Below are 19,540 nucleotides of genomic sequence, written 5' to 3' on the forward strand. Positions count from 1 at the left end.
AGGCATGATCACTCCCATTCTTCTTTGTGGCGGATCCGGCACCCGGCTTTGGCCCCTGTCGCGCGAAAGCTATCCCAAACAATTTGCCGATGTGGTGGGGGAGGATAGCCTGTTTCAGGCCTCGGCCCGGCGCTGCATCGGAGATGGGTTTGCCGATCCGGTGGTGATCACCGGCAACGCGTTTCGGTTTATCGTGACAGAACAGCTGGATGAATGCCTGATCGCGCCCGGCAGCATCCTGATCGAACCCGAGGGCAGGAACACCGCGCCGGCGGTTCTGATATCCGCCCTGCATGTGTTGCGCCACCGCCCCGATGATCTGATCCTGATCATGCCCAGCGATCATGCCGTGGCCGACCCGGACCTGTTTCGGGCCACAGTCGCGCAAGGCTGTGCCGCAGCCGGGGCCGGGCAGATCGTGACCTTCGGGATTGCACCGACCCGTGCGGAAACCGGTTATGGCTGGCTGGAACGCGGCGCTGAAACCACAGACGGGGCATATAATCTGGAACGGTTCATTGAAAAGCCCGACGCTGAAACCGCCACGCGTCTGCTGGCGGATGACCGGTATATGTGGAATGCGGGCGTGTTTCTGGCGCAGGCGAAAACCCTGGTCGCGGCCTACCAGACCCATGCCCCTGACATGCTTGCGCTGGCCGAACGCGCGCTGGCCAATGCCACGGATGATCTGGGGTTCACCCGGATCGACCCGGTGGCCTGGGCCGGAATGCCGGATATTTCGATCGACTATGCGATCATGGAGAAAGCGAAAAATATCAGCCTGGTGCCCTTTCAGGGTGACTGGTCTGATCTTGGCAATTGGCAATCGGTCTGGCAGGAAACGACCCGCGACAAGGATGGCAACGCCCGCTCTGCCAACACAACCGCGCTTGACTGCAAGGACTCTCTGCTCCGCTCTGAAAGTGACGGGATCGAACTGGTCGGGATCGGTCTGACAAACATTGTCGCCGTCGCCATGGGCGATGCGGTCATGGTGGCCGACATGTCACAGGCCCAGAACGTCAAACAGGCGGTCACAAATCTGAAAGCGCGGGAGGCCAAACAGGCGGTGCAATTGCCGGTTGATTACCGCCCCTGGGGCTGGTTCGAAACACTGGTTCTGGGCGACAGGTTTCAGGTCAAGCGTATCCATGTGCATGCGGGGGCCAGCCTGTCATTGCAATCCCATGACCATCGCTCGGAACACTGGATCGTGGTGGAAGGCGTGGCGCAGGTGACCATTGATGACACCGAAAAACAGCTTTCCGAAAACCAGTCCGTCTATATCCCGGTGGGCTCGAAACATCGCCTGGCGAACCCCGGCCCGGCGCCCATGGTGCTGATCGAGGTGCAAACCGGCAGCTATTTTGGCGAAGATGACATCACGCGCTACGAGGATCGGTATGCCCGCGGCTAGACCTGCATCTTGCCGCCCCACGCCGAAAAACGGGCGCAACTCAAATCGAATTTGCGGATGAATTATGGCCCATTTCCCCGACACCAGCCCGGAACAGACCCTGCGCCAGACACGCACCCGGCGCAGTTTTGCCACCGCCCGTGCCATTGCCGCGCTGATGCTGCGCGAGATGAGCGTGACTTATGGCAGGTCCCCCGGCGGGTATCTTTGGGCGGTCTTGGAACCCGCGGCAGGCATCGGGCTTATGGTTCTGATCTTTTCGGTCGCGTTCGAGGCCCCGCCGATGGGGTCCAATTTCGCGATGTTCTATGCCACCGGCCTGGTGCCGTTTCTTGCCTATATGGATCTCAACCTGAAGACCGGTCAGGCGCTGAACTATTCCAGGCAGCTTCTATCCTATCCAAGCGTGACCTATGTGGATGCGCTTCTGGCGCGATTTACCTTGAATCTTCTGACCCAGATTCTGGTCGGATATATCATCTTTTTCGGCATTCTGACCCTGTCTGACACCAATACCGTGCCGGATCTCGGGCGGATCGCAATCGGCTATCTGATGATGGCCAGTCTGGCGATTGGTGTCGGTACGATGAATTGTTTCCTGCTGTCGGTTTTCCCGGTCTGGCAGGCGGTCTGGAGCATTATGAACCGGCCGCTTTTCATTGTGTCGTGCATTTTCTTCACCTTCGAAAGCATCCCCGAGCCGTTTCAATCCTATCTTTGGTACAATCCGCTTGTGCATGTGGTGGGCTATATCCGCATGGGGTTTTACAGCAGTTATGACGCCTCTTATGTCTCGCTGACCTATGTGTTCGGTCTCAGTCTTGTTCTCGCGGTTGCCGGGCTGGTCTTCCTGCGGCGGTATCACCGCGACATTCTGAATTTCTGAGCCGGAAAGAATGGCCGCGCCGCGCCCGGATATGGTGACGATCCTTCTGGCCACATATCAGGGGGCCGCGTATCTTGATGCGCAGCTTGCCTCGTTTCATGCGCAGACCCATCGGTGCTGGCGGCTATGGGTCAGCGATGATGGCTCCACCGACGGGACTTTGGCGATCCTGCACCGCTTTGCCAAAACCCTGAGACCGGGGCAGGAATTTCGCCTGTTCCATGGGCCGGGCGCCGGGGCGGCTGCGAATTTTCTGTCCCTGCTCCACCATCCCGATCTGCCCGCCGGGCCGGTTGCCTTGTCGGATCAGGATGATGTCTGGTTGCCACATCGTCTGGCCCGTGGTCTGGCCATGATGAACGAAACCCCGGCAGGGCGTCCCGGTCTCTATGCTGCAAACACCAGTCCAGCCGATGCTGATCTGACACCGTATCGACGACGGGACAGGGTGGCTCTGCAACCGTCTTTCGCCAATGCGCTGGTACAGAATATTCTGGCCGGGAACACGATGATGCTGAACGCGGCAGCGATCCGCATCTTGCGGGCCATCGGGCCGCCCGGATCGGCAGTGCCGTTTCACGATTGGTGGCTCTATCTGCTGTTCAGCGGGATCGGCGCGCAGATCATCCATGATGAAACGCCCTGCCTGTATTATCGTCAGCATGACCGCAATATTCTGGGTGCGCATCGGGGCGGGCGGGCCGTGGCCTGGCGCATCCACCGGATGATTGACGGCACCTATGGCCGCTGGATCGCGCGGAATACGGCGGCTCTGGCGCCTCTGGCCCCGCATCTGTCTGCGGATGCGCAGGCCCGGCTTGCCAGTTTTGCCGCCGGTTCCGGGCGCGGCGGTCTGGCGCAATATCTCAGCCTGCACCGCGCAGGCGCCCGGCGCAGCAGCGGCGCGGCGACGGCGCTGCTGTGCTGTCTGGCGCTGACCGGGAAACTGCAAAACCCGCATTAAGTTCATCATAAATTGACGTTTCTTAATGCTATGCAGCCGCCGGATTTCTGTGCTGTCCTTGGGCCCGGCAATACAGCCTTTTGACCCAACACATATCGGGACGACCCCGCCGGGTATCGCGCCCGGTGTAACCCTCGGCCCAACCATGTGTATAATTTGTCAGACATTTCGACCATTCGATGAAAGCTGCCTCTACGAGGATATGCCCGGGGCTCCGGCCGCGCCCGACGCCCCGACTGTGATCACCGGGGAGGCAAACACGACAAATGAAGATCAGGCAGCCCCGTCTCTGATCTCACCCCAGACAAACGATGCGCAGGATGCGCCTGTCGCAACCGGAACCGGCCAGGCGGCTTCGGACCCTGCGGCGCAACCGGCCTCACAGCCCGATATGCAGGCCGCCTATCTGACCGATGGGTTCTGGGCTGATTTCGGCGCGGCCCGGCATGCGTTTGACACAAGCACAAGCAATGTCATCACCGTTTATCTGGATGCGTTGACCGCTGATGGCCAGCGCCTGGCCGAATGGGCGTTGCAGGCCTGGGAAGCGGTGGCCGATATCCGCTTTCAGGCGGTCTCAAACGCGTCCGGCGCGATGATCCGTTTCGACGATGACCAGTCCGGCGCCTATGCGAATTACGCCGCAGCGGGCACAGATACGACCACCGCCTGGGTGAATGTGTCAACCGGATGGCTGTCCGCATATGGCACGCAGATAGATGATCATACATTCCTGACCTATCTGCATGAAATCGGGCATGCGCTCGGCCTGGGCCATCAGGGCGATTACAATGGCAGCGCCACTTATGGCAGCGACAACATCTTTGCCAAGGACAGCTATCAATGGTCGTTGATGTCCTATTTCTCGCAAAGCGAGAACTGGTCGGTCAACGCCAGTTTCGCGCGCCCGGTCACACCGATGCTGGTCGATATCATCGCCATCCAGGATTTGTATGGCGCCCCCGATGCCGCGAGCTCTGCCACATCCGGCGATACGATCTATGGTCTGGGCCATAATCAAAGCGGATATATGAAAGTGCTGATGGACGCAGTCCATCTTGGGCAGGACCCGGCAGATGATTACGGCGGCGGCAATCTGGCCCAGACGATCTATGATGTGGGCGGCACGGATACCATCACGTTCAGCGATGACACCCACAAACAACGTGTCGATCTGCGCCCTGAAGCCCTGTCGGATGTGTATGGTCTGCGCGGCAATCTGGTGATCGCCCGCGACACGCTGATCGAAAATTTCAATGCCGGGCGCGGGTCTGACACGGTGATCGGCAATCAGGCGGACAACCGGATTGATGGCGGATTTGGCGATGACAGCATTACAGGGGATATGGGCTCTGACCATTTGATTGGCGGGTTTGGTCTGGATTTTCTGGATGGTGGTTTGGGGGATGATGTTTTGCTTGGGGATGGGGTTGACGGTATGTTTGACCCTGTTGCGGGGCAGGTGTTCCGGGTTTATCAGGCGACGCTGGACCGGCTGCCCGACGGGGCGGGGCATCTGGGCTGGACCAAGGCGCTTCTGTCCGGGGTCTCGACCCTGTTGCAGGTGGGGGAGGCGTTTGTCGCCTCATCCGAGTTTCAGGACCGGTACGGGGCGACCAGCGACACGGATTTCGTGACCCTTCTCTATCACAATGTGCTGGGCCGGGCGCCGGATGCGGGCGGGTTGCAGGGCTGGCTCGACCGGCTGGGCGGCGGCCAGAGCCGGGCGGAGGTGGTGCTGGGTTTCTCGGAAAGTGCCGAGTTCATCGACACAAGCGAGGCCGGGGCGCTGGCCTTCAGCCGGGCCGGTCACCTGTCGGGCTGGAGTGATGACCTGTTCCGCCTGTATCAGGCCACGCTGGACCGGGCGCCGGATGTGGCGGGCCTGCAGGGCTGGGCCGGGGAACTGGCCGATGGGGTGGCCTATCTTGATGTGGTGTCGGGGTTTGTCGCCTCACCTGAGTTTCAGGACCGGTACGGGGCGACCAGTGACACGGATTTCGTGACCCTTCTCTATCACAATGTGCTGGGCCGGGCGCCGGATGCGGGCGGGTTGCAGGGCTGGCTCGACCGGCTGGACGGGGGTGGCCAGAGCCGGGCAGAGGTGGTGCGCGGCTTTGCCCAGAGCACCGAGTTCCGGGCCAACACCGCCGAGGCGCTGGCCAGCTGGATGCGGGCAAATGTGGCCGGCGACACGCTGGTGGGCGGTCAGGGGGAGAATGTGCTGTTTGGCGGGTTCGGGGCGGATCAGTTTGTGTTTGATGCGGGCATGCCGGGCCGCCATGAGATCGTCGACATGGACCCGTGGGACCAGGTCCTGCTGGAAGGGTTCAGCTATACCACCCCCGCCGAAGCGCTGGCCGCCCTGACCCGAACCGGCCCCGATACCAGCCTCAGCGAGGCCGGTACCGAGATCATATTCCGAAACATTCAACCAGAGATGTTCAATGAACATATGTTCGAAATTGTGTGACGCCCGCGCCTGTCTTCATTACTGGCCTGTGTTCATATTGTGCAGATGGTGATGTATGGCCTCTTCCAGATCATCATAAATCACCGCCCGCCCCTGATCCAGAACGATGCCCATATCGCAGAACTCGCGGATCTGGGGCATGTTATGGCTGACAACGAATGACCCGGCCTGTTCCATCCGCGTCTGGAATATTGTGGCGCTTTTTTTGCGAAATGCGGCATCGCCGACAGCGGTGACCTCATCAACAAGATAGGTGTCAAAGGCGATGCCCATGGAGACCCCGAATGACAGGCGTGCCCGCATGCCCGAGGAATACCCCCGGAGCGGCTGCCGGTAGCTGGGCCCCAGTTCGCAGAACTCTTCGACGAAATCCGACAATTCTCCGGTATCGACGCCGTAGATGCGGGCCACAAAGCGGGTATTCTGCGCGCCGGTCAGATCGGGATGAAACGCGCCTGCGAAACCCACGGGCCAGGATATGCTGCCGGTCGACAGAATCTCACCCGCGCTTGGGTCCATTGTTCCTGCGATCATACTTAACAGGGTGGATTTTCCGGCCCCGTTTCGCCCCAGAAGCGCGACCGATCTGTTTGACGGGACTGTCAGCGTCAGATTGTCGATGACCGGTTTGGAACGCCCGTTTCGGAGAAACGCCTTGGTGACATTGCGAAATTCAATCATCGGGCAGGGCCTTAGCGCCGGTCGCGCAGGCTGTAGCCGACCAGCACCACCACGGACCAGATCAGGATGGCAAACACTGTGATCATGCCAAACAGCAGCCCGCGTTTCGGATATTGCGCGGTTTCCGACAGGGTGGGTTGCACATGGGCTGCCAGATAGCGGCTTTGCCGTCTTGCGTCATTGCGGGCCGCGTCAAAGGCGGCCAGGGCGGCAGTATAGGCCTGGGTCGCAAATTCCCGGTCGATGGCCAGACGTTCATATTCGCCGACCAGATCGGCAAAGGCACTGTCACCATTGGCGCCCGTGCCCAGGACGGCGCGTTCCTGTGCGATGCGGTTTTCGATGACGGTGACACGGCGTTCGACCTGAACAATGCGGGGGTCATTCTCGCGCGTGGTTTCGCGCAGCACATCCAGTTCGATCAGGGCTTCGGCCAATTGCGCCTGCAACGTGCTGACCAGCCCCATCTGGCCCTGGGTATCAATGGTCGGGTCGACAATCTGGGTGCGGTTGCGGAATGCGGTCAGCGCGACACGGGCGGCGGTCAGCCGGTTTTCGGCCTGGGACAGCTCGTCCCGGGCATAGCTGATCGCGTCTTCTTGGGCGACATCGGACAGGGCGTTGATCATTGCGCTGCTCTCTTCAAAGATCAGCTGGGCGATCCTTTGTGCATCCGCAGGGTCATAGGCCAGAACCCTGAGATCAATCAGTCCGCTGCCATTGTCATAATAGATCCGAACCTTGCGGTCCCAATGGGCGACCAGATCTTCGATCGCGCCGGGCGGGTGATAGGCAAAGACCGGATCGATCGCGGGGTCGCCCCGTGACCAGATGCGGCGCAGGTCGAGGTGATCGTCAACCCGGCGCACCAGTTCCTGGCTTTGCAGGAATTCATAGAGAATATCGGTATCCGATGAGCTTGAGCCGGAGAGGTCAGTGATCCCCCCCAGAATCTCGATGGCAGACCCTGTTTCTTCCATGCGGACCGAGAACCCCACGAAAGAGGCGTATTGGTCTGCCGCGCGTGTCCAGAGATACCAGGCCGTGGCGGCTGCCGGACTGGCCACCATGATGATGAAGGATAAAACCACCAGCCAGTGCCGCTTGCGGACCCGGCTGGGATGTGCTGCGCTGATCGGCATGTGTGCCGGTTCAGACAGGGCAGGTTGCAGGACCGGGCTGGCCGGGTCGGCCCGTTGCGGCGGGGCGGGTGGTTCTGCCCTGGGGGGTGTGGCCGGTGCCGGTTGCACTTGCGGGGCGGGTTTCGCAAGTGGGGATGCGGCCGCATTCGCCTTCACCGCCCTGCGGATATGGGCCAGGGCTTGCCCGTCCCGGGTGCGTGAGGGATCCGGCGCTGGTGTGTTCGCCGCGCGGTTCGGGGTCTGTGGGTCAGCCATGTCCGGGAACGCCTTGAGGTAAATAAAATCGGGGGGCCTGCATCGGTTTGGCTATGGGCTGCGGGGAAGTGCATGCCCGTATGCAATATGCCGGGGCGGGCAGCGTTCAGGCGGTGACTGGCCCGGGCGGCAGGGTAAATCCCTGACCCTGTCCAGCACCGCGCCGGGAAGGTCGCCATCCGCCATGAAGCTGATCGGGTAGCCGTTTGGCGCCCGCGCGGTCGCATCGCCCTGTGCGCCGATATCAAAGCTCATCACCGGCAGGCCGGTGGCCAGTGCCTCATGGGTCGTGAACGAGAATGTTTCGGGCCAGATCGACGGGATCAGCCAGCAGGTGATGCCATAGCGCCGGGCCAGACCGGCAATCTCTTCAGGGTGATAGGGGCCATGGGTCAGGGCGGAGCGGGGCAGTTTGAATGCCGGATCCAGAGTGCCGATCAGCGCCAGGGACATATGGGGCTGGGCCCGCAACCTGTGCGCGAGGTCGCAGATCAGGGCCGCGCCTTTCTGTGGCGCGATATTGCCCAACACGCCGATCACCATCCGATCCTGCGTCAAATCCGGTGTAACCCGGGCGGTTTCCCAGGTCGGCATATGCGGGGTGATGCTGATCCGGCCTGAAAGCTCCGGGAAGGCCGCGACGACGTGATCATGGCTGTCATTGGAATAGACCAGCAGCCGGGCGGCGGCCTTGAGCACCGGGCGCCAGGCCGCCTGCCATGCAGGCAAACAGACGAGGTTGCCATCGGGTCGGGTGATCTGATGCGCCGGGTCGCTACGTGCAGCGGTCACCGGCCCGCGATACTGATCACCCTTGTCCAGCAGGCAGTAAGAGGGGGAGACCGGAAAATAGTCATGGAAGCGGATTTCAATCTCTGCATCCTTCCCGGCCAGATCCAGCATGAACTGTGGCAGGGTCAGCGGGTCGCTGTCGCCCACGGCACAGGAATAGATGATGCGCCGCTTTGTAAGTGGCGCAAGCAGGTGATGGGTCAGGGCCAGATCCGGGGCGGCCGCGATCAGGCGACCCTCGGGACGGCAAAGTTCCACCTGCACGCGCAAGGCGCCACCAAAACGCAGCACGACGGCGCTTTGCTGTTTGGCCAGCCGCGCGTCAATCTCTCGTTTCAGGTGCTGATCGGCCCCGCCGCCCAGAGAATGGGCCAGATAGATCGGTACGCGCCCTTCTGCGCATGCGGCGGCTTTTCCAAGCGCCTGTATCAGTTGCTGGGTCCATTGAGGATCGGGTGGAGGTGCCCGTTCGTCCATGGTCAGGCCCAGGCGTGTTTTCACCTTCGCCTTCCATCCTGGGCCGCGGGTCAGATACCAGCAGAGCGCTGCGGGCAGGGCGCCAAGGGCGTCACGCAGAAACCGAAGACCCGTCCCGTGATCGAAAGGCAGCCACCGGGTGGCCGCCCCCAACCCGTGCGAAACGGCGGCGGCAGGTTTGTGATGCGCCGCATATCGCATGTATACGCCACGGAACCGGTTGAACACGGGCTGGATCCTTTGCAAGGGGCCGATACCGGTCTTATGGCGTATAAAGATTATGGCATATTTAACGGGCCCGCCGCCCTGCCCTGATCTCAGATCACCGGGTCCAGGCTGATCCGGCCCTCATGCAGAAAGCAGGCCCTGGTGAAAAGCGACAGGTCCACCGGATTGGGCTGTCGCACATCGGACAGATCCGGCAGGGGTTTGGCCCCTGTATCAAACCGGCGGTCAATCTGCGAGATCGCGACAATGATCGCCCCGGAGCGTCTGGCAAAATCATGCAGGGTTTTGATCTGCAACCCCCAGTTCCGGGGTCTGGCGGCGCTGATCCAGCAATTGCAGATAGTCGATGACCACAAAGGTGGTCTCTGCCGGTTCTTCCAGATGCCCGGTGATATAATCGGCGCTGATCTCATCAGAGGTATCAAGACGGAACCCGCTGGATAACACATGCGGATCGGTGCCAAGAAAACGCATATGGCCCAGTACATCGCTGTGGGTGCAATCCAGCGTGAACAGGGATGCGTGACGCCCGGTTTTAGATGCCGCAATCGCCAGATCAATCCCCAGAAGGGTTTTGCCCTGACCCGGGCGGGCTCCCAAAAGCACCAAATCGCCTGCGTGCAATTGTGCAAGAATATCCTGTGCGGGGCTGCGCGCGGTCAGGGATGCGGAAAGATGGCTCCAGCTTTTATAGCCTTCCTCGGACGCGATCTGATCCAGCGCCTTGTGGAGCGGGATCATCCGGTTGCGCGCCTGCAACCGGGCGCGTCGTTTCAGGTGGAAGATAGGGGCAGACAGTCTCATCAGAGAACCTCCTCTTACGAGCGGTCTTTGCAATCCCCCCTTATACATGCGCCCGCGCAGAGTTGGCTCAGGAAAATGGATTACCCTGCATGTGCTATACTTCCCCGGATGGAGGGGGGAGGCCCGGGCCAGGCCTGCGCCCCAAGATGAGCGGTGCCCGCTTGCGCGTCAAGAGAGAGTGCTGTGGCAGAAAGCGTGCCACTCGCCGGCGATCAGTCCCGGCCTCCGGCCCCTGAACCTGCCGGATCAGTCGGGGGTTGCGGTTTTCAGGAAATCGACAAACCGCTTCTTTGCCCCGCCGCTATCCTCGGCCCTCCAGATGGCGATGGTCTTGAGCGTTTCCTTCACCCCTGCAATCGGGATTTCCACCAGGCCCGGTATCGCCGATCTCCCGGTGCTTTCCGTCAGGATCGTGATCCCCATCCGGCTGGCGACAAGGCCAAGGATGCCTGCGGAGTTATAGGCCTCCTGCACGATGCGCGGCATGAACCCGGCGCGGCGGCATAACGGCAGAAGGTGGTAATAGAAATATTCCCAGTCCTTGGCCGGGCCATGCACGAAATCCTCATCGGCCAGGTCTTCCAGGGAAATCCGGCTACGGGATGCCAGCCGGTGGCCCTCATAGACAATGCACAAGAACCGCTCTTCCTGAATGGGGTGCGACTCGATATCGGGACGTGTGACCGGTCCGGTGACGAAGCCGAAATCAAGGGTGCCGTTTTTCAACCGCTCAAGCTGATCCGTTGTCACGCTGTGATGGGGTTTCATCGTGATGCCCGGCTCACGTTCCTGAAAGTCTTTCAGCAACCGGGGGAGCGTACCGGCGATGGCAATATCGGTATAGCCGATGCGCAGGGCGCCGATTTTGCCGGCATCGACCTGCCGGGTATTTTCAACCGTCGCCTCCATATTCGCCATCAGGCTTTTGCACCCGGCCAGAAAGGTTTTGCCCGCCTCGGTGATATGGATGCGCCTGTTTGCGCGGTCGAACAGGGTGACATTCAACTCCCGTTCCAGATGTTGAATGGCCCGGGTCAAGGCAGGCTGAGCGATATGCAGACGTTCAGAGGCGCGCCGGAAATGTTCTTCCTCGGCGACGGCAATGAAGTACCGGATATGGCGCAATCCGAATTTCATGATGCCCAAACGGTATCAAAAATTATCCTATTGATATTATACATGCAGATTTGCCCGTGCAAAGCTTTTCGGCAGGGAACTGAAAACAGCGCGAGGACTAAAAAATGGACAAGAAATCCAGACGAATTCTGGCAGGGTCTTGCATGGCTTTGTCACTGTCGGCCCAGGGTGCCTGGGCGGAGGATGTTGTCATCAATCTTGGCTATGCCGCCGCCGAAGGCAGTTCCTACAGTATTCTGGCAGACCGCTTTGAAGAGCTGGTGGAAGAATATTCAGACGGCACCATCGACGTGCGGGTTCGCTGCTGTGGCCAGTTGCTGGGCGAAGATGAAGCGTTCACTGCGCTTCAGCTTGGCACGGTCGATATGCACATCATCACCGGCAACAATGTGTCCCCGCATTTTCCGCTGATGGATGCCTTTGTGCTGCCTTATATCTTTGACGACAAAGACCATGCCTATGCGGTTCTGGATGGCGATGTGGGGGTCGGGTTCGCGGAAAGCCTTCAGGACGAAACCAATGTCTATCTGCTGACCTACGGGTTTGTGGGCGACCGGGATTTCTATAACTCCCGCAACGTTATTACCGGCGTGGAAGATATGGAGGGCCTGCGGGTCCGCGTGCCGCGCAATCAGGTTATGATTGATACCTATGAAGAGTTCGGAGCCGCGCCCATTCCGCTGCCCTGGGCGGATACGCCGACAGCGCTTCAGACCGGCACTGTCGATGGTGGAGATAACGGAACCTCGTTCATCCAGTCGCAGAATTTCTATGAAATCATGCCCTATTTCACGGCGCTTGAGCATTTCACGTATTTCTCGCCGCTGTTTGCCAGTTCACGGATCATGGATCAGCTGGATGACGGCCAGCGCGCCGCCGTGATGCAGGCCGCCGAAGAGGCGGGGTTGTATCACCGTGAGGAGATGGGCGCGCAGATCGCCGGTATCCGGGAGTTCCTGACCGGCGAAGGCGGTATGGAGACAGCCGAATTTGACCGCTCGGGTTTCATCGCGGCAGGGCGTCGGGTGCAGGATCGCTATGCGGCAGAACGTGATGATCAGTTCCGGGCCCTGATCGAGGCAATCCGCGCCGTTTCTGACTGACAGGATCGCGCGATCTCACTTAAATATCGGGGCGTGGCCGGTTGTGTGCCGCCCCCGTTCAAGGCTGCCGTGAAAGGGAGTATCGTGATGCTGTCGCGCATAGATCGGTATTTTGAAGAGGTTCTGTGCACATTCTTCCTGTGCCTGCTGGTCGGGTCTGTCCTGTTACAGGTGGTGCTGCGGTTCGGGTTTTCCTCGGCCGTGCCATGGGCCGAGGAAACCGCTGTCTATGGCATGATCTTTGCGGTCTATCTTGGCGCGATCATGGCCGTGCGGGACAGGGCGCATATCCGCATCACATTGCTGGTCAACAGATTGCCAAGGCCCTTGCAGGTCTGTTCCATCGTATTGGCGGATTTTCTGTGGGCCGGGTTTGTCATTTTCATGATCGTGCAAACCGTGGCCTATACGCAGTTGCTGTTCAGTGTCACATACCGCACGCCCGGTCTGGGGATTGAACAGCGCTGGCTGCAACTGATGATCCCCATCGCCTTTTTGCTGATGCTGTTCCGAATGGCGCAGGTCTATTGGCGTTGGGGCAAGACGGGCTGGAAGGGGCTTCCGCTATGAATGGCCCCGTGGTTATGGCCGCCATCTTCGTTCTGACGATGGCGATTGGTGTGCCGATTCCGTTTGCGGCAGGTCTAGCCACGGTGGCCGGGCTGTTGATCGCAGATATCCCGCTGACCCTGATGGCGCAGGCCGCCTGGACTGCGTTTGAACCTTTCCCGCTGGTCACCATTCCGCTGTTCATTCTGGCAGGTCAGTTGATGGAACAGGGCGGCATGTCTGAAAAGCTTGTTGCCATCGCCCAACGCCTTGTCGGGGCCTATAAGGGCGGTCTGGGTCTGGTGACGGTTGTTGCCTGCATGTTTTTCGCGGCCCTGTCCGGGTCGGGGCCGGCGACCACGGCGGCCATCGGATCAATCACCATCCCGGCGATGCAGGAAGAGGGGTATCGGTCCCGTTTTGCAGGTGCGATCGCGGCCGCTGCGGGGGCTTTGGGCAGTATGATCCCGCCCTCGAACCTGTTGATCATCTTTGCCCTTGTCACCGATGTTTCGATCCCGCGCCTGTTTCTGGCGGGCATCGTGCCCGGGATTGTTCTGGGGCTTATGCTGATGGTCGTGGTGTTCATCATCTCTCTCAGACAGGGGTATGGCGGCACCGGGGAGCGGTTCCGCTGGGGCCCGCTGCTGCAGGCGTTATGGGAGGGGAAATGGGCCGTCTTTGCGCCCATTCTGATCCTTGGCGGTATTTATGCGGGGTTCTTCACCCCGTCCGAGGCAGCAGGGGTGGCGGTGGCCTATGGCCTGTTTGTGGGCCTGTTCATCTATCGCGGGCTGACATGGGCCAAGCTGTTTCATGCCTTCAAGTTCACCGCGATTGTCATCGGCACCGTTCTGTTCATTCTGGGCTCGACCAAAGCCTTCGGGCAGCTTGTCACCATCTTTGACATCTCAACCTCGGTTGTCGGCCTGTTCCAGGCACTGGTGGACTATCCCTGGCTGGTGATGCTGATGATCGGTATCTTCTACATCATCGTCGGCATGTGGCTGGAAAGCATTCCGCAGATCATCATCTTCACAGCCGTGTTCTTCCCGCTGGTCACCGGCCTGGGCATTGACCCGGTTGTGTTCGGCATCTTCACGGTCATGACCTGCGAGATCGGGTTTCTGACGCCACCGATCGGCGTCAACCTCTTTGTCGCGGCCAGGATCAGCAAGATAACGATCGAGGATATTTCGGTCGGGGTTCTGCCGCTGTTGATCCCTTATGTGCTGATGATCTTTCTGCTGGTTTTCTTTTCGGGCTGGGTCACCTTCCTGCCTGATCTGGTCTATGGCGAGCGCCTGAGATAACGATGAAAAACATTCCCCTTATCGGGTATACGGATCGGCTGTCGGTCCGCCCGGGTGAAACCATTGCCTTCAAGGTTTCATCCGCCGCAACGGAGGCATATTCCGCGCATCTTGTCCGCTCGATCAGCGCGGATCCCAACCCCGCAGGCTGCGGGATCGTTGAAGAGGATGCCTCGGCCTATTTCACACCGGCCCGCTTCCCATCCAGGGAACAGGCGTTTCAGGCCGGGTCTTACGGGGTGGCACATGCGCAACTGACCGCAGAGGCGGGGCAGGAGATTAAGCTCTCGGCGATTGTGTTTCCGACCAAACGGGATGATGGCGATCAGGTTGTTCTGGCCTGCGGGGCAATGGAGATGCTGATCACACCCGGCGGCGGTGCCGGGTTCCGGTTTGGGCGTGCTTTGGCGGTCACGGATCAGCCATTGACCCTGCGGCGCTGGTACAGGCTGATCGGCAGTCTTGGCCGCGACGGGCATCTCACGATCCGGCAGGAGCCGCTGGGGCGCAGCTTTGAAGACGCCTGCGAGGGCTATGTGCGATCCGGGCAGACCACCGCGCCCGGCCTGTCGGGGCATCCTTCCGTGGCGGCGCGGATCGGTCAGACCGGCCCTAGCGGGCATTTCAACGGGAAACTGGAAGCCCCCGAAATACAGGTTGATGGCCAGATCTGCGCAGCCTGGGACTTTTCGCAAGATATACATTCCACCACGGCGCGGGCGACGACAGGCCCGGATATGGCGCTGATAAACCACCCGGCACGCGCGATGACCGGGTCGCGATGGGATGGCTCGGAAATGTGCTGGCGCCACAAACCGGAACATTACGGCGCGATCCATTTCCACGATGATGATATCTATGATTTCGAATGGAAGACGGATTTCACCTTCACACTGCCCGATGACATGCCATCGGGGATCTATGTCATGCGCCTGGCGGCTGGCGGCCATGAAGACGCCATTCCGTTCTTTGTCTGTGCGCCACGGGGCAAACCCCGCGCGAAGCTGTGCGTGCTGGTGTCGACCTTCACCTATACGATCTATGGCAATCATGCCCGCCCGGATTACGACCCGTCATGGCAGACGCGAATGGCTGACTGGAAGGCCTATCCCCACAACCCGGCGGAATATCCGCAATACGGGCTTTCAACCTATAATTATCACTCCGATGGTTCGGGCATCTGTCACGCATCGCATCGGCGGCCCCTGCTCAACCTGCGGCCCGGGTATCTGACCTTTGGCGATACCCCGTGTTCGGGGCTGCGCCACCTTCCGGCAGACAGCCATCTGATCAGCTGGCTGCATGCCAGGAATATCGATTATGACCTGATCACCGATCATGAGCTGCATTGTGAAGGCGTTGACGCGATCACCGGCTATGCGGCGCTGACAACCGCCTCGCATCCTGAATACCACACCGGGGAAACACTGGATGCCCTGCGCGATTTTCGCGATTGCGGGGGGGCGTTGCACTATCTTGGCGGCAATGGTTTCTACTGGCGGATCGCGCGGCATCAGGAAGATGACGGCCTGCTGGAAATCCGCCGGGCAGAGGATGGTATTCGTGCCTGGGCGGCGGAACCCGGCGAGTATTACAACGCATTTGACGGCAGCTATGGCGGGCTATGGCGCCGCAATGCGCGCGCGCCACAAGAGCTTGTGGGTATTGGCTTCGCCGCACAGGGAGAGTTTTCCGGCGCGCCGTATCAACGGGTTTGCAACGATCCGCATTTCGATTGGGTGTTTCAGGGGATCGACGATGATATTCTTGGTGCCTTCGGGTTCAGCGGTAATGGTGCCGCGGGCTATGAGCTGGACCATTGCGACACCCGGTTGGGAACGCCCGAGACGGTCACCATTCTTGCCCGGTCGATTACCCATGATGGCGCATTCATGCTGGTGCCCGAGGAACAGCTGACACATCTCACCAATCTCAGCGGCGGCCCGGCGGGCGATGTGATGCATGCGGATATGATCTATTTTGACGTGCCCGGCGGCGGGTCGGTCTTTTCAACCGGGTCCATCACCTTCTGCGGCAGCCTGCCTTGGAACAATTTTGACAACAATATCTCCCGCCTGTTGGAGAATGTGCTCAGGCGCAGCTTGTGATCCGCACCGGTTTGACCAAAGGCTGAACCGGGGACGGGTATGGTTGAGGCGGGTATGGGCCTGAACGGGACATTCCGGGGGATGCAGGGAACAGGGGACGTGCCTGCATACCCGTCCTGATCTACGGGTTGTAAACCCTCGATCCGACTCAACCGAAATACCACCCCTTTCCCAAGTCCCGTCCTTCGGCTACATCCCCTTGAAACCAACCCCAAGGGCCGTCCATGACCGACCTCTCGCGGATACGCAATTTCTCTATCGTGGCGCATATCGACCACGGCAAATCCACCCTTGCCGACCGGCTGATCCAGCTGACCGGCACGGTGGCCGAACGGGACATGCAGGAACAGTTGCTTGACAGTATGGATATCGAGCGGGAGCGCGGCATCACCATCAAGGCCAATACCGTGCGCATCGAATACCCGGCGAAGGACGGCCAGACCTATATTCTCAACCTCATCGACACCCCGGGCCATGTGGATTTCGCCTATGAGGTCTCGCGCAGCATGCGCGCCGTGGAAGGCTCGCTTCTGGTCGTGGATGCCTCCCAGGGGGTTGAGGCGCAGACCCTTGCCAATGTCTATCAGGCGATTGAGGCGGATCACGAGATTGTCCCGGTTCTGAACAAGGTCGACCTGCCCGCGGCGGAGCCTGAAAGGGTCGCCGAGCAGATCGAGGATGTGATCGGGATCGACGCCAGCGATGCGGTGCAGATCTCGGCCAAAACCGGTATCGGCATCCCCGATGTGCTGGAGGCGATTGTGACCCGTCTTCCCGCGCCCGAGGGTGACCGTGACGCGCCCCTGAAAGCCATGCTGGTCGACAGCTATTATGACCCCTATCTGGGTGTCGTGGTTCTGATCCGCGTCATCGACGGGGTGATCCGCAAGGGCGACAAGATCAGGATGATGCGCACCGGCGGCCTTTACCCGGTTGACCGGCTTGGCGTCTTCCGCCCCAAGATGCAGGATATCGCGGAACTGGGACCGGGGGAGATGGGGTTTCTGACCGCCTCGATCAAACAGGTCCGCGATACCCGTGTGGGCGACACCATCACCCATGAACGCAAGGGCGCGGATGACCCGCTGCCCGGCTTCCAGCCCTCGCAGCCGGTGGTGTTCTGCGGTCTTTTCCCGGTTGACAGCGCCCAGTTCGAAGACCTCCGCGACGCGATTGAGAAACTGGCGCTGAACGACGCCTCTTTCAGCTTCGAGATGGAAACCTCCGCCGCGCTTGGCTTTGGCTTCCGCTGCGGGTTTCTGGGCCTGCTGCATCTGGAGGTGATCCGCGACCGGCTGGAACGGGAATATGATATCGACCTGATCACCACCGCGCCCTCGGTCATCTACCATGTCTATATGCGCGACGGCACCAAGACCGATCTGCATAACCCCGCCGATATGCCCGACATGACCCTTGTGGACCATATCGAGGAACCGCGGATCAAAGCCACCATTCTGGTGCCCGATGATTACCTGGGCGATGTGCTGAAACTCTGCCAGGACCGGCGCGGCATCCAGATGGACCTGACCTATGCGGGCAGCCGCGCGATGGTGGTCTATGACCTGCCCCTGAACGAGGTGGTGTTCGATTTCTACGACCGGCTGAAATCGGTCACCAAGGGCTATGCAAGCTTCGATTATCAGATGATCGGCTATCGTGAGGATCATCTGGTGAAGATGCAGGTGCTGGTGAATGATGAACCGGTCGATGCGCTGTCGATGATGGTCCACCGGGACCGGGCGGAAATGCGCGGGCGGGCGATGTGCGAGAAACTGAAAGAGCTGATCCCCCGCCATATGTTCAAAATCCCGATCCAGGCGGCAATCGGCGGCCGGGTGATCGCCCGCGAAACCCTGTCAGCCCTGCGCAAGGACGTGACCGCGAAATGCTATGGCGGGGATGCGACCCGGAAGCGGAAACTGCTGGACAAGCAGAAAGCGGGCAAGAAGAAGATGCGCCAGTTCGGGAAAGTGGAAATCCCGCAAAGCGCGTTTATCAGCGCGTTGAAGATGGATGGGTGAGGTGGCCCGTTTTAGGGGCGGCGGGGCGAAAGCTACTTTCGAAGAAAGTCGCGTGTTCGCACGAGAACGCAATGCGCCATACACCCTGATCTCTTAAGCAAACAGACACCTCAACCCGGCGCTGCCGCCCGGCGGAGGCGGTCGTTGATGGCGCGGCCAAGGCCGGTTTCCGGGACCGGGGCGATGTGGATCTCGGGGTTGCCTTTTGCATGGGCCATGGTTTCGGCCTGGTGCAGGATGTCGAACAGGGTTGCGGCGGCTTCCACCATATCGCCGGAGCGGGACAGGCTCAGATCGCCGCCATCGGTGTCGGTGAACCCGATCCGCAGGGCGGTCTTGTCGGTCAGGGCGCTGTTCATGGCCAGGGGCACTGACGGGGCGTAATGGCGGGTCATCTGGCCCGGGGCTTCCACTCGCCCCGGTGTGGTGTCGCTGTGCAGGGGTCCGGTCAGCGCCTCGATCGCTTCCCGTGGCAGGCCACCTTCGCGCAGCAGGCGGGTGCCGGTTTCGGACGGGGCCAGGATGGTGGATTCCAGCCCCACATCGCAGGGGCCCGCATCCAGAATGGCCGCGACCCGCTGGCCCAGACCATCGGCCACATGGGCCGCCATTGTCGGGCTGATCGCACCGGACGGGTTGGCCGAGGGTGCGGCGACGGGGCCGCCAAAACCTGCCAGAACCGCGCGGGCCACGGGATGCGCGGGCAGGCGGATGGCCACGGTTGTCAGCCCGGCAGTGACCAGAGGGGACAGGCCATGCCCCGGTTTCAGTGGCAGCACAAGCGTGAGCGGGCCGGGCCAGAAAGCCTGCGCCAGATCCCCGGCTGCGGGGGGGAATTCGGCGATTTCCCGGGCCTGATCCAGAGACGCCAGATGTACGATCAGCGGGTTGAACCGGGGGCGCCCCTTGGCCTCGAAAATCCGGGCACAGGCGGTGTCGCTCCGGGCATTTCCGGCCAGCCCGTAAACCGTCTCTGTCGGGATCGCGACCAGCGCATCCTGCTTGAGCAGCGCGGTGGCGCGGGCGATGCCATCGGCCTCTTCCACAAGAATTTTCGGCTGGCTTTGTGGCATCTTTAACGTAACGTTATTGTTGAAGGAGGCGGGGCTGGGTTTCTAGCTACCGCCAGAGGAATGGCCGACGCGACGACATAGCGTGAAGTGCCCGCCAGCGCAACGCGCGCATGT

The 19,540-nt window shown here is 60.7% G+C and carries 16 protein-coding genes; 9 read left to right on the forward strand and 7 right to left on the reverse strand.

The features are described from left to right. Nucleotides 1–4 precede the first annotated feature (4 nt). The 4 genes from E2K80_RS17080 (at nucleotide 5) to E2K80_RS17095 (ending at nucleotide 5,740) form a co-directional block, all read left to right on the forward strand. A complete protein-coding gene (locus E2K80_RS17080; protein ID WP_135376093.1) occupies nucleotides 5–1,417 on the forward strand; it encodes a mannose-1-phosphate guanylyltransferase/mannose-6-phosphate isomerase in 1,413 nt (470 codons plus the stop codon). Between the two features lie 64 nt (nucleotides 1,418–1,481). Continuing rightward, complete coding sequence (locus E2K80_RS17085) at nucleotides 1,482–2,303, forward strand: ABC transporter permease (RefSeq protein ID WP_135376094.1); 822 nt, start codon at nucleotides 1,482–1,484, stop codon at nucleotides 2,301–2,303. A 10-nt stretch (nucleotides 2,304–2,313) separates the two neighbouring features. Continuing rightward, nucleotides 2,314–3,267 (forward strand): glycosyltransferase, encoded by a 954-nt coding sequence (locus tag E2K80_RS17090; protein WP_135376095.1) that lies wholly within the window; start codon nucleotides 2,314–2,316, stop codon nucleotides 3,265–3,267. 202 nt (nucleotides 3,268–3,469) lie between these two features. Further along, complete coding sequence (locus tag E2K80_RS17095) at nucleotides 3,470–5,740, forward strand: DUF4214 domain-containing protein (protein WP_168193229.1); 2,271 nt, start codon at nucleotides 3,470–3,472, stop codon at nucleotides 5,738–5,740. An 18-nt stretch (nucleotides 5,741–5,758) separates the two neighbouring features. Here the strand turns inward: E2K80_RS17095 and E2K80_RS17100 are convergent, their stop codons facing one another. The 6 genes from E2K80_RS17100 to E2K80_RS17120 form a co-directional block, all read right to left on the reverse strand. Beyond that, nucleotides 5,759–6,421, reverse strand: a complete 663-nt coding sequence (locus E2K80_RS17100) for an ABC transporter ATP-binding protein (RefSeq protein WP_135376097.1) — start codon at nucleotides 6,419–6,421, stop codon at nucleotides 5,759–5,761. A gap of 11 nt (nucleotides 6,422–6,432) precedes the next feature. After that, the gene (locus tag E2K80_RS17105; protein WP_238475576.1) at nucleotides 6,433–7,818 is read right to left on the reverse strand and encodes a capsule biosynthesis protein; all 1,386 of its coding nucleotides are present in this window, start codon (nucleotides 7,816–7,818) and stop codon (nucleotides 6,433–6,435) included. A gap of 51 nt (nucleotides 7,819–7,869) precedes the next feature. Further along, nucleotides 7,870–9,315, reverse strand: coding sequence for a hypothetical protein (locus tag E2K80_RS17110; protein ID WP_135376098.1), 1,446 nt, complete (start codon nucleotides 9,313–9,315; stop codon nucleotides 7,870–7,872). An 89-nt stretch (nucleotides 9,316–9,404) separates the two neighbouring features. Then, entirely contained in the window at nucleotides 9,405–9,611 is a 207-nt protein-coding gene (locus E2K80_RS19690) for a hypothetical protein (RefSeq protein WP_238475577.1), read from the reverse strand. Beyond that, nucleotides 9,589–10,119, reverse strand: a complete 531-nt coding sequence (locus tag E2K80_RS17115) for a DNA helicase (RefSeq protein WP_238475578.1) — start codon at nucleotides 10,117–10,119, stop codon at nucleotides 9,589–9,591. Before E2K80_RS17115 ends, E2K80_RS19690 begins: the two co-directional genes overlap by 23 nt. Nucleotides 10,120–10,365: 246 nt before the next feature. Then, entirely contained in the window at nucleotides 10,366–11,256 is an 891-nt protein-coding gene (locus E2K80_RS17120) for a LysR family transcriptional regulator (protein WP_135376099.1), read from the reverse strand. A 143-nt stretch (nucleotides 11,257–11,399) separates the two neighbouring features. Between E2K80_RS17120 and E2K80_RS17125 the strand changes: the two genes are divergently transcribed. From E2K80_RS17125 to lepA, 5 genes are all read left to right on the forward strand, one after another. Next, nucleotides 11,400–12,359, forward strand: a complete 960-nt coding sequence (locus tag E2K80_RS17125) for a TRAP transporter substrate-binding protein (RefSeq protein ID WP_238475579.1) — start codon at nucleotides 11,400–11,402, stop codon at nucleotides 12,357–12,359. A gap of 87 nt (nucleotides 12,360–12,446) precedes the next feature. Beyond that, the gene (locus E2K80_RS17130; protein ID WP_135376101.1) at nucleotides 12,447–12,929 is read left to right on the forward strand and encodes a TRAP transporter small permease; all 483 of its coding nucleotides are present in this window, start codon (nucleotides 12,447–12,449) and stop codon (nucleotides 12,927–12,929) included. Next, nucleotides 12,926–14,221, forward strand: a complete 1,296-nt coding sequence (locus E2K80_RS17135; protein ID WP_135376102.1) for a TRAP transporter large permease — start codon at nucleotides 12,926–12,928, stop codon at nucleotides 14,219–14,221. Before E2K80_RS17130 ends, E2K80_RS17135 begins: the two co-directional genes overlap by 4 nt. Nucleotides 14,222–14,223: 2 nt before the next feature. Further along, a complete protein-coding gene (locus E2K80_RS17140) occupies nucleotides 14,224–16,329 on the forward strand; it encodes a N,N-dimethylformamidase beta subunit family domain-containing protein (RefSeq protein ID WP_135376103.1) in 2,106 nt (701 codons plus the stop codon). Nucleotides 16,330–16,553: 224 nt separating this feature from the next. Further along, nucleotides 16,554–18,353, forward strand: coding sequence for a translation elongation factor 4 (lepA, locus tag E2K80_RS17145; protein ID WP_135376104.1), 1,800 nt, complete (start codon nucleotides 16,554–16,556; stop codon nucleotides 18,351–18,353). Nucleotides 18,354–18,463: 110 nt separating this feature from the next. Here lepA and E2K80_RS17150 read toward each other — a convergent pair whose 3' ends face one another. Beyond that, complete coding sequence (locus E2K80_RS17150) at nucleotides 18,464–19,426, reverse strand: L-threonylcarbamoyladenylate synthase (protein ID WP_135376105.1); 963 nt, start codon at nucleotides 19,424–19,426, stop codon at nucleotides 18,464–18,466. Nucleotides 19,427–19,540: the final 114 nt, after the last annotated feature.

Source organism: Rhodophyticola sp. CCM32 (assembly GCF_004751985.1).
GTDB lineage: Bacteria > Pseudomonadota > Alphaproteobacteria > Rhodobacterales > Rhodobacteraceae > Rhodophyticola.